We start from the raw sequence: 14338 nt of genomic DNA on the forward strand, positions 1-14338 counted from the left end.
GCGGAAAAGGTGTAATATGCCATTCCTCTTATCATTTAATATTTGTAATGGGTAACCCGACTACCATGTTGAAGATTTACAACTCCCTCACCAAGAAAAAAGAAGAATTCAAACCTATCCATCCTGGCAAGGTTGGCATGTATGTGTGTGGGGTTACCATTTACGATTTGTGTCACATCGGCCATGGCCGCACCTTCGTTTCATTCGATGTTGTCTCACGTTACCTGCGATTTCTGGGTTATGACCTTAAGTTCGTTCGTAACATCACAGACATCGATGACAAGATCATCAAGCGAGCAGCTGAAAATGGTGAAAGCTGTGATTCTTTGACTGAGCGTCTGATCGGTGAAATGTATGCTGACTTTGATTCGCTAAACATGAAGCGCCCAGACGTTGAGCCTCGCGCAACGCAATTTATTGCTGAAATCATTGCGTTGGTGGAGCGTTTGATTGAGCGCGGTTTCGCTTATGTTGCTTCTAACGGCGACGTACTGTTCGAAGTGGCTAAGTTTGACGAATACGGCAAGCTGTCACGTCAGGATCTTGACCAGCTTCAGGCGGGTGCACGTGTTGATGTAGAAGAAGCGAAGAAAAGCCCACTGGATTTCGTACTGTGGAAAATGTCCAAGCCGGGTGAGCCAACATGGGAATCTCCATGGGGTCCAGGCCGTCCGGGTTGGCACATTGAATGTTCTGCCATGAACTCTGCCATTCTGGGTAATCATTTTGATATCCACGGCGGCGGTTCAGATCTGACGTTTCCGCACCACGAAAACGAAATCGCGCAATCTTGCTGTGCACATGACACCCAGTATGTAAATACCTGGATGCACAGCGGTATGGTGATGGTTGACCGTGAGAAGATGTCGAAGTCACTGGGTAACTTCTTCACTATCCGTGATGTGCTGGCACACTACGATGCTGAAACTGTTCGCTACTTCCTGATGTCTGGCCATTACCGCAGCCAACTGAACTACAGTGAAGAGAACCTTAAACAAGCGCGTGCGTCGATGGAGCGTCTATACACGTCACTTCGCGGCCTTGACCTTTCAGTAGCCGCAGAAGGCGGCGAAGAATTCGTTGAACGTTTCAAAGCCGCGATGGATGATGATTTCAACACGCCAGAAGCGTATTCAGTGCTGTTCGATATGGCACGCGAAATCAACCGCCTGAAAGCAGAAGATGTAGAAGGGGCATCTAAACTGGCGGCACGCATGCGTGAACTGGCTGAAGTCCTAGGTCTGCTTGAGCAAGACCCTGAAGCCTTCTTACAGGGCAATGCAGGTGGAGATGATGAAGTGGCGGAAATTGAAGCCCTGATCAAAGCGCGTAACGATGCGCGTGCTAGCAAAGATTGGGCTGCCGCAGATGCTGCGCGTGATGCATTGACTGCTATGGGGATCGTTCTAGAAGATGGCGCAGCCGGCACAACCTGGCGTCGAAAGTAAGTCAATTTAAATTGAAAGAAAGCGGAGCCTAGTGCTCCATTTTTTGTTTTCACTTTCTCTCCTGCACTGCTTTTATCACAATATTTATCCTCAAATGGTCTGTATGAAGACGTCCATTCACCAGTCGCGTGTCGATACGAGCGCTCTTTCATTGAGTTTATGTTCATAATCTCACTTATGGGAGCCCATTTTTACTGGCTTTGAGCGATTCTTGCTGTGATGTTCAGGCGCTTGTCGTAATTATTTTCTAATCGTTGTAGGCGCGATTACGTGCAGTTGTTTTGATGGAACTCAAGCGGCTGTAAAGCCGCAGGGATGGATTGAAATGAAAAAAACGATGATAACAGCGTCAATAATTGGCGCGGCAGTGGGCTTTAACACTTACGCGTACACGGTTTATTCCAGTGATGAGTCAGCGCTTGATATTGGTGGTCGTATTGAGCCTAGATTTAATGTATCCGATGCAAATGAGGTTAAGGCGGGTGATAGTTCTTTTAAAGATATCAGCCGTGCACGCCTTCACTTCGCTGGTGAAACTCAGGTAAATGATAACGTGAGTGTTTTTGGTTTTTATGAAGGTGAAATGGCATCTGGCACTTCACAGATTGATGACCGATACATGTTCGCAGGGTTTGACACCAACTTTGGTGCATTTTCCTATGGTAAGCAGGATTCTGCGCAGGTCATACTGACTAATGTCACCGATATTATGGACACGTTTGGAGGCAGTGCAGCGGATCTTATCGATGCAAACCAAGACAAAAGGGAAAATAACTTTGTATACGAGTTGGAGATTCCTTTTGGGGTGACAGCGACAGTTAACTATGTCGCATCGGATGCAAAAGACAATGACAGTGCAGGCATATCATTGTTCTATGATGATCCGATTGGCTTTGCGTTTGGTGCAGGTTATGTCGGAGGTAAGCAAGCTGTTCTTGGAAAGAACGTAGATGTTGATCAAATCAACTTAGCTGCCTCCTATGAGGTGGGTGGCTTTTACATAGGCGGCATATACGTTAACGGTGAAATAGATAATGTAGACGTAGATGGATTTGAGATTGCTGCTGCTTACGGTATCAATGACTTTGTTTTCCGTTATGTCTTCAATTATCGCGATACTGATAACAAAGCCAAGACGCCTGTAGATTATCGCGTGGATTACAACGCCATTGAAGGTGCTTATAACGTCACGGAGAATTTTGTCGGGTATGCTGGCTATGAGTTTAATCGTCTCGATGGTAAACAGAATGATGATCAGATGCAGGCTGGTATTCGCTACTCGTTCTGATTTCTAGATTTACAGAAGTAAAAAGCGGAGCTGATGCTCCGCTTTTTTGTAGGGCAGCTTTGCAAAAAATGGCTTCCCAAAGGTAACCAAAAAATTGATGGTGAATCATAGGGTCTGTTGATCTTTGGTGATGACTTTTTAAGCAGTTTGTGGGGGCCAGAGGCTTCGATGTGTAGCTAGCCTACATAAGAAGTCGAGATTAAGTCCAACTGTGTCCTTGCTTCGATTTCATCTTTTATCTGTTCCTGTTGCACTTAAATCGCTGCCGCAATATTTGCAAAACGCCGCATCATTTTCGTGTCCCGGTTTTGAACAGTTAGGACATAGAACGGTTTGTCTTTTTATGGTCATTTGTTGCCCCATTTGTGCGGTGATAATACCTGTAGGCACCGCAATGATGGAGTAGCCCATCAGCATGGTAATGGAGGCCAAAGCTTTGCCAATGTCTGTTTGCGGCACCAAATCGCCATAACCGACTGTCGTCATGGTAACAATCGCCCAGTAAATGCTGTAAGGAATGCTGGTGAAGCCATGCTCTGGGCCTTCAATCACAAACATCAACGAGCCAAATATGGTGACCAAAACCATCACCGCATAAAAGAAGATAAAGATCTTTCTGCCAGAGGATTTGAGTGCTACGAGCAAGATGTTTGACTCTTCAAGATAGCGCATCAGTTTTAGCACCCGGAATATACGCAGTACCCTGAGTAAACGAATAGCCATGAGGTAATTTGCACCGGGGAAAAGCATTGCGATATAGGTTGGAAGAATGGCAAGCAAATCGACAATACCATAGAAGCTTTTTGCATAGGCTTTCGGGGCAGGGGAGCAGTATAGGCGCAGGGCATACTCGATAGTAAAGAACAAAGTGAAGCCCCACTCAATGGAAAAGAACCAACCCCCATATTTAGCCTGCATATCACCGACAGATTCGAGCATCAATACTGCGATTGACGCCAGAATAACAATGATGAGGGTAACGTCAAAGGCCTTACCGGCCCTGGTTTCGGTACCGAAAATGGTGGTGTAAAGGGACTCCTGAACAGCATTCCTGCTCATGTTAAGCGCTCTAGGAAAGTATTTAGATATGAGAAGTCTAGCAGGGGAAAGCCCACTCGGGAGAGGAGCGGGCTCTAAAACAATGAATGTTTAGCCTAAGCCTGGAAAGAGGGCGCGGAGCCCGTTGGCAATAAACTCAATACCAAGGGCAGCCAGAATCAAACCCATGATACGGGTGATGACGTTAATACCTGTTTGGCCTAGGAATTTCACAATGGCTGGCGCCAGTCTTAGCAAACCCCATATTCCGGCAGCAAAAATACAAATACTGCCAATAAGACCAAGTGTATCCACAGAATTTGGATATCGGCTCGCGTAGACGATAGTCGAACTAATAGCACCAGGGCCAGCCAAAAGTGGCATTGCCAGCGGGACGACACCAATCTGCTCACGGCTGACAGATTCAGATTGTTCCTGCTTGTTTTGCTTATCTTCACCCAACTTACCGCTCATCATGGTGAAAGCGATACTCACCAGTAGCAGACCACCAGCAACACGGAAAGAGTCGAGAGAAATACTGAAGAAATCCAGCAGTAACTGACCCGCCAATAATGAGACAACCAGAATAGCAGCCACGGCTAGACTTGCGGTATATGCAGTCTTGTTCCGTTCAACTGGGTCCTGATGCGCTGTTAGCGACACAAAGATAGGCATAATGCCTAATGGGTTCACGGCTGCAAACAAACCAATGAAAAACTGAAAAAATATTACAAGTTCAATATTGTTCATTCCCAAACACTCGAAATCTGAGAAACGTAAGGATTAGATTTGGATCGCAAAAGTGCCAATCTTGAGCGCTAGTATAACGTCGAAAGATGAAATGCCAATCGATACACGTCGAGCGAGGAAGAAATAATATCTCCAAGTCCAGAGGTCAGGTATTTGGGGCGATCCGAGCAATAAGTGTCCGAAATATTATCGATTGGGTAAGGCTGAAAACTGGTCTATACGCTGCCTTGCTAGTCTATCTATGTGATTCTGGTCACACCTTAAAATCTAAGAGGGACAACAGTAGTCAAAGAAGTTACACAAGTGTATGAGACACAGTGCGTATGTGTTACATTCTCGTAGTTTTATTGTGGATTTAGGCTTTCAAAACATCGATTATAGCGTAATTCGATTGATTATTAATCGGTTGATGAAAAACTCAGTGAAAGTTTACTACACATGATCCCGATCAATCTTCTGCCTTTCTGAAAATCTATAATCAGTTTTGAAAGTTATTTACTAAATGCTTGCCAAGGCTCACTGAGGAAGTGTGACGCTTAGGCCTCCAAGTAAACGAGCATGTAGTTACTAAATAATTTTCAAACTTTAGGTATGTAGGAGACAACTATGCCTGTAACTAACGTAGCCGAACTCAACGCAATGGTTGAGCGTGTAAAGAAAGCGCAGAAAGAGTTTGCAACTTACTCTCAAGAGCAAGTAGACAAAATCTTCCGTGCTGCGTCTTTGGCTGCTAACAACGCCCGTATTCCTCTGGCTCAACAAGCTGTTGCGGAATCTGGCATGGGTATTGTCGAAGACAAAGTCATCAAAAACCACTTCGCTTCTGAATTCATCTACAACAAATACAAAGATGAAAAAACCTGCGGCATCTTGGAAGAGAACGACGAGTTCGGTACTTTCACTATCGCTGAGCCAGTAGGTATCATCTGTGGTATCGTTCCAACTACCAACCCGACTTCTACCGCGATCTTCAAATCTCTGATTTCTCTGAAGACCCGTAACGGTATTATCTTCTCGCCACACCCACGTGCGAAAAACTCGACTAATGATGCAGCTAAACTGGTTCTGGACGCAGCAGTGGCAGCGGGCGCACCAAAAGACATCATCGGTTGGATTGACCAGCCTTCAGTAGAACTGTCTAACGCGCTGATGAAGCACGATGACATCAACCTGATCCTGGCAACAGGTGGTCCAGGTATGGTTAAAGCAGCTTACTCTTCTGGTAAACCAGCAATCGGTGTGGGCGCAGGTAACGTTCCAGTTGTTATCGATGAAACGGCCGATGTTAAGCGTGCTGTTGCATCTATCCTGATGTCTAAGACTTTCGATAATGGCGTAGTGTGTGCTTCTGAGCAGGCTGCAATCGTTGTTGACGCAGTATATGACGAAGTGAAAGAGCGTTTTGCTTCTCACAAAGGCTATGTCCTGAGCAAAGATGAAGCCGAAAAAGTTCGTAAAGTTCTGCTGATTGATGGCGCTCTGAACGCGAAAATCGTAGGTCAGCCAGCAGCAGCAATCGCTGAAATGGCAGGCGTAACCGTTCCTGCTGACACCAAAGTGCTGGTTGGTGAAGGCCTGGGTAAAGTGTCTATCGATGATGCATTTGCTCACGAGAAACTGTCTCCAACACTGGGTCTGTTCCGCGCAACGGATTTTGAAGACGCAGTAGCACAAGCGGTCACCATGGTTGAAATCGGTGGTATCGGCCACACCTCTGGTCTGTACACTAACCAAGACGTGAACCAAGATCGCATCAAATACTTCGGCGATAAGCTGAAAACTGCACGTATTCTTGTGAATATCCCAACCACTCACGGTGGTATCGGTGACCTGTACAACTTCAACGTTGCACCATCACTGACTCTAGGCTGTGGTTCTTGGGGCGGTAACTCAATCTCTGAGAACGTTGGACCTAAGCACCTCATCAACAAGAAAACTGTAGCGAAGCGAGCTGAAAACATGCTGTGGCACAAACTACCTAAATCTATCTACTTCCGTCGTGGCAGCCTGCCAATCGCACTGGGTGATCTGGAAGGTAAGAAACGTGCAATGGTTGTTACCGACCGCTTCCTGTTCAACAACGGTTACTCTGATGAAGTGGTAGCGCTGTTGAAAGCACAAGGCATGGAAGTACAGACCTTCTTCGAAGTAGAAGCTGACCCAACGCTGACTGTGGTAGAAAAAGGTGCAGCAGCAATGCAAAGCTTCCAGCCAGACGTGATTATCGCGCTGGGCGGCGGTTCACCGATGGATGCAGCGAAAATCATGTGGGTAATGTACGAGCACCCAGAAACGCACTTCGAAGAACTGGCAATGCGCTTTATGGACATCCGTAAGCGTATCTACAAGTTCCCGAAAATGGGTAAAAAGGCTGAGCTTGTATGTATCACTACCACTTCAGGTACAGGTTCAGAAGTGACACCATTCGCGGTTGTAACTGACGACAAGACTGGTGCGAAATACCCGCTGGCTGACTACGAACTGACGCCTCAAATGGCAATCGTAGATGCGAACCTGGTGATGAACATGCCTAAGTCTCTGACAGCATTCGGAGGTTACGATGCAGTCACTCACGCATTGGAAGCTTACGTATCTGTTCTGGCGAACGAATATTCTGATGGTCAAGCTCTACAAGCACTGAAGATGCTGAAAGAATACCTGCCATCAAGCTATGCGAACGGTGCACAAGACCCAATCGCACGCGAGAAAGTTCACAACGCAGCGACTATCGCAGGTATCGCATTTGCTAACGCATTCTTGGGTGTATGTCACTCAATGGCGCACAAAATCGGTGCTGAGTTCCACCTGCCACACGGTCTGGCGAACGCACTGCTGATTTCTAACGTGGTACGTTACAACGCGAATGACAACCCAACTAAGCAAACAGCATTCTCTCAGTACGACCGCCCACAAGCACGTCGCCGTTACGCTGAAGTTGCTGACCACCTGGGTCTGTCACAAGCGGGTGACCGTACTTCTCAGAAAATCGAGCGCCTGCTGGGCTGGTTGGACGAGCTGAAAGCGAACCTGGACATCCCAATGTCAATCCAAGAAGCTGGCGTTAAAGAAGCTGACTTCCTGGCGAAACTGAATGAGCTGGCAGTTGAAGCGTTTGATGACCAGTGTACTGGTGCAAACCCACGCTACCCACTGATCACTGAGCTGAAAGAAGTACTTCTGGCTTCTTACTACGGTAAAGCATTTGTTGAAGGCGAAACGGTAGAAGGCACTTCAGTTATCAAGAAGCGCGTAGATCAAGAAGCAGCGGTAAAGCCTGCCCCTAAAGCGAAAAAAGAAGCAGCGAAAGCATAACCTTCTGATTGAAACATAAAGAGAAAGCCCGCATAAGCGGGCTTTTTTATTGGCAGTGGCAATACCCTTTTGAGGTGAAAACGCCCTGACGATGGGACCTATCCAATCGCCTGATGTGTTATCACTTCAATTTAACAGGGCATAGAAGCGGCTACGGCAAACCTCACCGGCCGTTTAACTCGCAGCTTCTAAGATACGGCCGGTGAAACTGTCGTTTTCTACGATGTAAGCGGCGCCATCAATCATGTCGTAGTTCACTGCAGGGTGATAACGAACGTTACCTTCATCACTATGACGCATTCTTGGCAAAACGCCGCCTACCCGAATATTGGCATGTTCCAGTTCTTGCGCCCAACTGCGGGTCAGCCCTTTAATTACAGCATTAGAACTGTCAAAGGTTGGCGTACTATTATTAGGAGTCAGAACACCGGGAATATTCACAATCACACCCTTACGTCCTTTGTTCAGCATATTGAATGCTGCTCCCCGTCCAAACAGGTACAGATTCGAAGCTACATCAGCGAGAGTGTCTTTCACGACATCATTAGCAGCTTCCTGACTGGCGAGCAGATTTGGAAGCGACCCACCTTGCCAGTAGTTGATAAGTACATCCACAGCCCCCATCTCGCGATTTACTTCCTCAAACAGGTAAGAAATATTCTCAACATTGCGGTTTGCAAGTAAGAAGGAAAAGCAAATGCCTCCGACTTTCATACAAGATTCATACGTTGACTGAAGTTGATTCGAGTTGGTATCTACGAGAGCAACGCGGGCATTCAGTCTACAAAAATGTTCAGCCATAGCGCGACCTGTTGGAGTCCCAGCAGCTGTAATCACAATGACGGATTTAGCAATATCCATTGTCTGACCTTTCTAATTTATTACCGACACACTTCATTGTTATACGACGATGACTAACAACTTACACCCAGCTTTTTAAGAGATGGATAACAATCTTGGACCATGATCTACGAAAGTGGTGTGAATTTGTTCAAAAAAGGTTGTGCAACCTGTGTGCAAAATTAATTTTTTAGTAAGTGATCACAGTTTGGTTTTTTGGGGCTAAAGTTCTTGAGTTGATGAGTTGGCTATGGTAGTGGGTTTGATAATCGTAATTAAATCAGAAGATTACGCCCTAACATGCATTTCATTGAAACGTTTTGCGGTAACTAATTGACTATATAAATTTGCCGAATCTAGCGCGGCCGTCTTGCCATTTTCGCTATCTAATTGTCTTCGTTGATGTCCAGACAGATTATGATAAACATCTTCGCCCAAATTGTGTGTTCCAATTGCTGGAAAATGTAGTGCAGAGGGATTCACGCAATCATTAAGTTTTGCGCTTGCCAATCCCGCTTTATGAAAGGCCTCCGCTTGGGATCCACAAAGTTCATAGTCTCTTTCTTCCGCAACCAGACGGATAGGCTCAGGAAGATCAAATGTTTTTCGAAGCTGCGCTTCTGTCATCTTTTCTGGATAGGGCGGATTGAGCGGAGTGGTTTCGGTGGCATCACCGGAAAGCAGTGCCAGCATCAAGGCAAAATCAGAACGGCGCCCCTGACATACAGCATGATTGAGGTTTCCCCCTAGCTGTATATCCGAAATGAGTTGTGCTTTGTCGAGCGCGTGAATTTCCATGTTAACCTGGCATTGACTTCTTACTCCCTATGTATCGGTATTGCGACGTAATACTTTAATAAAAAGAGAAAAAATCTTATCGGTCAGCGTGGAGCAATATCGAGTTATCTTATGCACAATAAAAAGCCCACCTTACCTAAGGCGGGCTTGTTTGCGAAAATAGGAATTAAGCGTTCAGCGCTTGCTCCAAATCCGCAATGATATCGTCGATATGTTCGATGCCGACGGACAAGCGGATCATTTCTGGCGATACGCCAGCTTGCGCTTGTTCTTCCACGCTTAATTGGCGGTGGGTTGTTGAAGCTGGGTGACAAGCCAGTGATTTGGCATCACCAATATTCACCAAACGCTTGAACAGTCCCAGCGCATCGTAGAATCGGACACCTGCGTCGTACCCGTCTTTCAAGCCGAAAGAAAGAATTGCCGACGGTTTGCCGTCCATGTACTTCTGTGCCAGAGCATGATGCTCAGATTCAGGGAGACCGGCATAACTTACCCAGCTGACTTTCTCGTGACCTTTCAGGTATTCCGCTACTTTCAATGCATTTTCCACATGGCGTTCCATACGAAGTGGCAGGGTTTCCAGACCTTGCATCAGCAAAAAGGCATTCATTGGCGACAACGCAGCACCCGTATTGCGCAGAGGTACAGTGCGGGCACGACCGATAAAAGCAGCTTCACCGAAGGCTTCGGCATACACCACACCGTGGTAAGAAGGCTCTGGCTGGTTTAGGACTGGGAATCGTTCTTTGTGTTGTGCCCAAGGGAATTTACCGGAATCAACAATCACACCGCCCAGCGTGGTGCCATGACCACCGATGTATTTGGTCAGGGAATGGACCACGATGTCCGCGCCGTGTTCAATTGGCTTGCACAGCACAGGGGTAGCGACTGTGTTATCAACGATAACCGGTACGCCTTTCTCGTGCGCAAGCTCTGCAACAAGGCCTAGGTCAACGATGTTACCCGCAGGGTTACCGATACTTTCACAGTACACCGCCTTCGTGTTGTCATCGATGAGCTCTGCTAGAGATTCAGGACTGTCATCTTTGGCGAACTTCACCTCGATACCTTGCTTTGGCAGCATGTGCGCGAAAAGCGTATAAGTGCCGCCGTAAAGTTGTGGCGTTGAAACGATGTTGTCTCCCGCTTCCGCGAGCGTCAGGATGGCGTAATTAATCGCTGCACTGCCCGCACTTACAACAAGAGACGCCAGTCCACCCTCCAGTGCGGCCATGCGCTGTTCCAACACATCGTTGGTAGGGTTCATGATGCGGGTGTATATGTTCCCCGGGACTTCAAGGTTAAACAGATCCGCGCCGTGTTGCGCGCTGTCAAATTCATAGGCGACGGTTTGATAAATCGGTGTGGCGACCGACTTTGTTGTTGGGTCCGTCTGATAGCCAGCGTGGATCGAGAGAGTTTCGTCTTTCATTCTGCGTCCTTGTGCTTGATTTAGTCGAAAACTCTCACTATGGCACAAACCTCACAGGTGAAATTTGCCAATGTTCAAGAATTTCAAATATCACGCAGTCGGATGTGCGCCTGTCGCATATGCAGACGATACACAATCGCCAGAGAGACACAGACCACGGCAGGTGCAGCGAAAGAAAATGCCCCCAAAACAGGGAATACAATGGCACTGGCTGTGCCGCCCAAAATAAAGCCAATAGCAATAACAATGAACAGAACCATTTTTCGTTGGTTTAACGGTTGCCCGCGTAGCGATGCGCCGAACATTAACCCCAAATCAGTAATGATCCCTGTGATGTGTGTGGTACGCACGATTGCGCCACTGTAACTGGTAACCAAGCCATTTTGAATACCGCAAGCTGCGGCAGCAAAATACAAACCATATACTGCGTTCTGACTCATTGGGTAAATGGCACCGAGCAGCAGTGCCGCTTCTACAAGCAGCAGAAAGTCATAACGACGACCCAAAGCTAACGTGCTGTCTTTCAGGATCAGGCCAGAGAGCAGGGCACCCCCGAAAAATCCTACGAGAATGCAAAGCAAGTGCACCAGCTTGACTGGGTGACCGTTGATAATATCCGTACCAATCAATGTGGCTGTTCCAGACAGATGGGAGATGGCCTGGTGCTCAAAGCCGAGCAAACCAATTCCGTTAACAAAGCCGGCAGTGAGCGCAAGAATAAATGCGCCATACTCAACCCATTTGGGCAGTTTGGATATCACGCGAAAACCTTCATTGAGTTGGTTGTGGTAACCGAGCAGAAAGCCCGGAGAAAGGCAGAATTCTACCTCATCAGAAGGACGTGCATGAGGTTTAGATCAAACACACATGCACATTTTTCTACAGAGAGGGATTTCAGTTAAGCGGCGTGATAGTGACATCACCAAAGAGCTTACATTGACAGGCGAGGCGTCGTTTGTCGCCATCCATATCGAGATCATGAAGAAGATCTTGTTCTTCCTCGGTTCGTGGGCCAAGGTTATTCATGCCCGCTTCCACATCAATCAAGCAAGTGCCACATGCGGCAGAGCGACAGCCAAAGGGTACTTCACTTCTTCCGGTATCTTCCAAATCAATCAGCGAGCTGCCACTGGAAAGCTCAACACTGTTTCCGGTTTTACCGAAGGTCACTTTAGGCATGATAAGCCTCCTGAAAGCTGTGATTTCATTTATCGGTCGAGGTGCTACTAAAAGCGTAGATTCAACACTTTGATAATTCGAATTTATTGGTGTTTCTCGCGCGAACGGAAGATCGATGCTGTGAGGTAAAGCGTAAAAAGTCAAAACCCTTAACCCTGTTGACTTGATGCCTTCATCACCAACCCAAAACCGAGATGCTATCAGCCTAGTCTGGTTCAAACGCGATTTGCGTCTGACTGACCATGCGCCATTACAGGCGGCGATAGCATCGGGCTTACCTGTCCTATTGCTTTATGTCTTTGAGCCGATATCGCTTGAGGATGAACATTACTCAGAACGCCATTGGCGGTTTGTGTGGCAATCGCTGGAGGATCTGAACCAACAACTTGCGCCTTTTGGCGGCAAAGTGCTGGTGGTACGAAGCGGATGTATTGAGGCGCTGTCATCTCTTCATACCCAGTTCAAGATTAAAACCCTCTATTCCCATGAGGAAACGGGGTTAATGAAGACATTCGCCCGGGACAAAGAGGTAGGGAAATGGTGCAAAGAACATGAGATAGACTGGCAGGAGCATCAAACCGGCGCGGTAAAACGTGGGGCAATCAGCCGTGAAGGATGGGACAAAGCGTGGGACAAAACCATGCGCGCACCTGTCGTTACGCCGAATCTTGAAGCCGCTGCGTTTATTAACAACCAACCTGCTCACATGACAGAATTTGTGCCACCAGCAACCTGGCAAAGCAAACAGCGGGGGATGCAGACAGGTGGTCCCACCTTAGCGTGGAAAACGCTACACAGTTTCTACGAGGGGCGGGGGAAGTCGTACGCGTTCAAAATCTCCAAGCCTGCAGAAAGTCGCAACCATTGTTCCCGACTCTCGCCGTATCTCGCGTGGGGAAACCTCAGTGTGCGGGAGGTCTACCAAACGTTGTTACAGCATTGGAATGTACCGGGATGGCGACGGTCATTGAGCGCGCTGTCATCACGGTTTCACTGGCACTGTCATTTCATTCAAAAATTTGAGAGTGAATGCGAGATGGAGTTTCGCCATGTTAACCGTGGCTATGAAGCGTTTCCTTACAGAAAAGATGAAGACATCACTAAGGATTTAGCGTGTTGGATGCAAGGTATGACAGGCTATCCGTTGGTGGATGCGTGCATGCGTTGCCTTCACGCGACCGGTTACATCAACTTTCGTATGCGCTCCATGCTGGTCAGTTTCCTTTGCCATCACCTCAATATTGACTGGCGATGGGGTGTAAAACACTTGGCGAGTCTCTTTTTGGACTTCGAACCCGGCATTCATTACGCCCAGTTTCAAATGCAGGCAAGCGTGACTGGCACCAATACCATTCGGATTTACAACCCGACCAAACAGGCACAAGAACACGACCCTGACGCTGCATTTATTCACCGCTGGTTGCCCGAATTGAAGAAACTCCCCCCGCCTTTAGTGTTCGAGCCTTGGCTGTTAACGCCGCTGGAACAGAAAATGTACGGCATCAGCATCGGTGAAGCAGGGGATTATCCAGAGCCTTGTATCGTACTTGATGCTGCGTCAAAAGTGGCCCGAGACAGATTATGGAGCTGGAAAAAACGTGCGGAGGTGAAAAAAGAGAGCAAGCGGATACTTACCGTGCATGTGCGACCGGAGTGAGTTTATCGGTATCCTACAGCGTAAACCCGACAGTACTTAGCGCTGGAGCCGTGCCAAGGTTCGTCAATTAGCCCATGAATTTGAACAGTCGACTTTGCTTGATATGCAGCGATGACCATAGACAAATTGGCTTGAAATGCGGGGGTCTGTTTTACGCAGCCAATAGCCGTTTGGGTAACCAGGCGTGGCGTTGTTAATTTTAAAAACCACATCGTCTCCACCGTATTCAGAATAAGATTACACGGACGTGATAATTGAATGAGATGAGTTGTCGTAATTTTGTTTGATGGCCGATTCTGTTAAAGGGAGAAACAAAAAAGAAAAATGAGATAACGCATTAGATTTATATCCTGATTAGTAATCGACCATAATCCAAGAAGGGCGTTCTCTATCTGCCCAAGCAGCGCAATCACCAGAACCTTTTACAGTAACTGACTTGCCTTGAGAGGCTGCGGCTAAATAGCTGTTCCTAATAGTAGATCTCAAAGATAAGAGAAACTCAGTCCGCTTTGTGCGATCTGATCAATCGCCAAACCGAAACATACCGACAAAAGGACTGAGTGATGGCCATCATAGCACCGATACCTCGTGGC

11 protein-coding genes are annotated in these 14338 nt (G+C 47.3%); 4 read left to right on the forward strand and 7 right to left on the reverse strand.

Features of this window, described 5'->3' with window-relative positions; genetic code table 11:
* Positions 1 to 65: 65 nt before the first annotated feature.
* Positions 66 to 1448, forward strand: a complete 1383-nt coding sequence (gene cysS / locus GMA8713_RS01540) for a cysteine--tRNA ligase (RefSeq protein ID WP_062705049.1) — start codon at positions 66 to 68, stop codon at positions 1446 to 1448.
* 325 nt (positions 1449 to 1773) lie between these two features.
* Entirely contained in the window at positions 1774 to 2736 is a 963-nt protein-coding gene (locus GMA8713_RS01545; RefSeq protein WP_062705050.1) for a porin, read from the forward strand.
* 228 nt (positions 2737 to 2964) lie between these two features.
* On the opposite strand, the gene GMA8713_RS01550 is transcribed toward GMA8713_RS01545, so the two are convergent.
* Positions 2965 to 3795, reverse strand: a complete 831-nt coding sequence (locus tag GMA8713_RS01550; protein WP_062705051.1) for an ion transporter — start codon at positions 3793 to 3795, stop codon at positions 2965 to 2967.
* 90 nt (positions 3796 to 3885) lie between these two features.
* A complete protein-coding gene (locus GMA8713_RS01555) occupies positions 3886 to 4524 on the reverse strand; it encodes a YchE family NAAT transporter (RefSeq protein ID WP_062705053.1) in 639 nt (212 codons plus the stop codon).
* Positions 4525 to 5130: 606 nt separating this feature from the next.
* Here GMA8713_RS01555 and adhE point away from each other — a divergent pair.
* Positions 5131 to 7836: a bifunctional acetaldehyde-CoA/alcohol dehydrogenase gene (gene adhE / locus GMA8713_RS01560; protein ID WP_062705055.1), complete on the forward strand. Its 2706-nt coding sequence runs from the start codon at positions 5131 to 5133 to the stop codon at positions 7834 to 7836.
* A 174-nt stretch (positions 7837 to 8010) separates the two neighbouring features.
* On the opposite strand, the gene GMA8713_RS01565 is transcribed toward adhE, so the two are convergent.
* The 5 genes from GMA8713_RS01565 to GMA8713_RS01585 all read right to left on the reverse strand — a co-directional run bounded on the left by GMA8713_RS01565 (position 8011) and on the right by GMA8713_RS01585 (position 12088).
* Entirely contained in the window at positions 8011 to 8697 is a 687-nt protein-coding gene (locus tag GMA8713_RS01565) for an SDR family NAD(P)-dependent oxidoreductase (protein WP_062705057.1), read from the reverse strand.
* A 267-nt stretch (positions 8698 to 8964) separates the two neighbouring features.
* Positions 8965 to 9474 (reverse strand): VC2046/SO_2500 family protein, encoded by a 510-nt coding sequence (locus GMA8713_RS01570; RefSeq protein WP_062705059.1) that lies wholly within the window; start codon positions 9472 to 9474, stop codon positions 8965 to 8967.
* A gap of 166 nt (positions 9475 to 9640) precedes the next feature.
* Entirely contained in the window at positions 9641 to 10909 is a 1269-nt protein-coding gene (locus GMA8713_RS01575; protein WP_062705061.1) for an O-acetylhomoserine aminocarboxypropyltransferase/cysteine synthase family protein, read from the reverse strand.
* An 83-nt stretch (positions 10910 to 10992) separates the two neighbouring features.
* Positions 10993 to 11670, reverse strand: a complete 678-nt coding sequence (locus GMA8713_RS01580; RefSeq protein ID WP_062705063.1) for a YoaK family protein — start codon at positions 11668 to 11670, stop codon at positions 10993 to 10995.
* A 133-nt stretch (positions 11671 to 11803) separates the two neighbouring features.
* The gene (locus GMA8713_RS01585; RefSeq protein WP_062705064.1) at positions 11804 to 12088 is read right to left on the reverse strand and encodes a 2Fe-2S iron-sulfur cluster-binding protein; all 285 of its coding nucleotides are present in this window, start codon (positions 12086 to 12088) and stop codon (positions 11804 to 11806) included.
* Between the two features lie 166 nt (positions 12089 to 12254).
* Between GMA8713_RS01585 and GMA8713_RS01590 the strand changes: the two genes are divergently transcribed.
* Positions 12255 to 13745, forward strand: coding sequence for an FAD-binding domain-containing protein (locus tag GMA8713_RS01590; RefSeq protein ID WP_062705066.1), 1491 nt, complete (start codon positions 12255 to 12257; stop codon positions 13743 to 13745).
* Positions 13746 to 14338: the final 593 nt, after the last annotated feature.

Source organism: Grimontia marina (assembly GCF_900060185.1).
Taxonomy (GTDB): Bacteria; Pseudomonadota; Gammaproteobacteria; order Enterobacterales; family Vibrionaceae; genus Enterovibrio; species Enterovibrio marinus.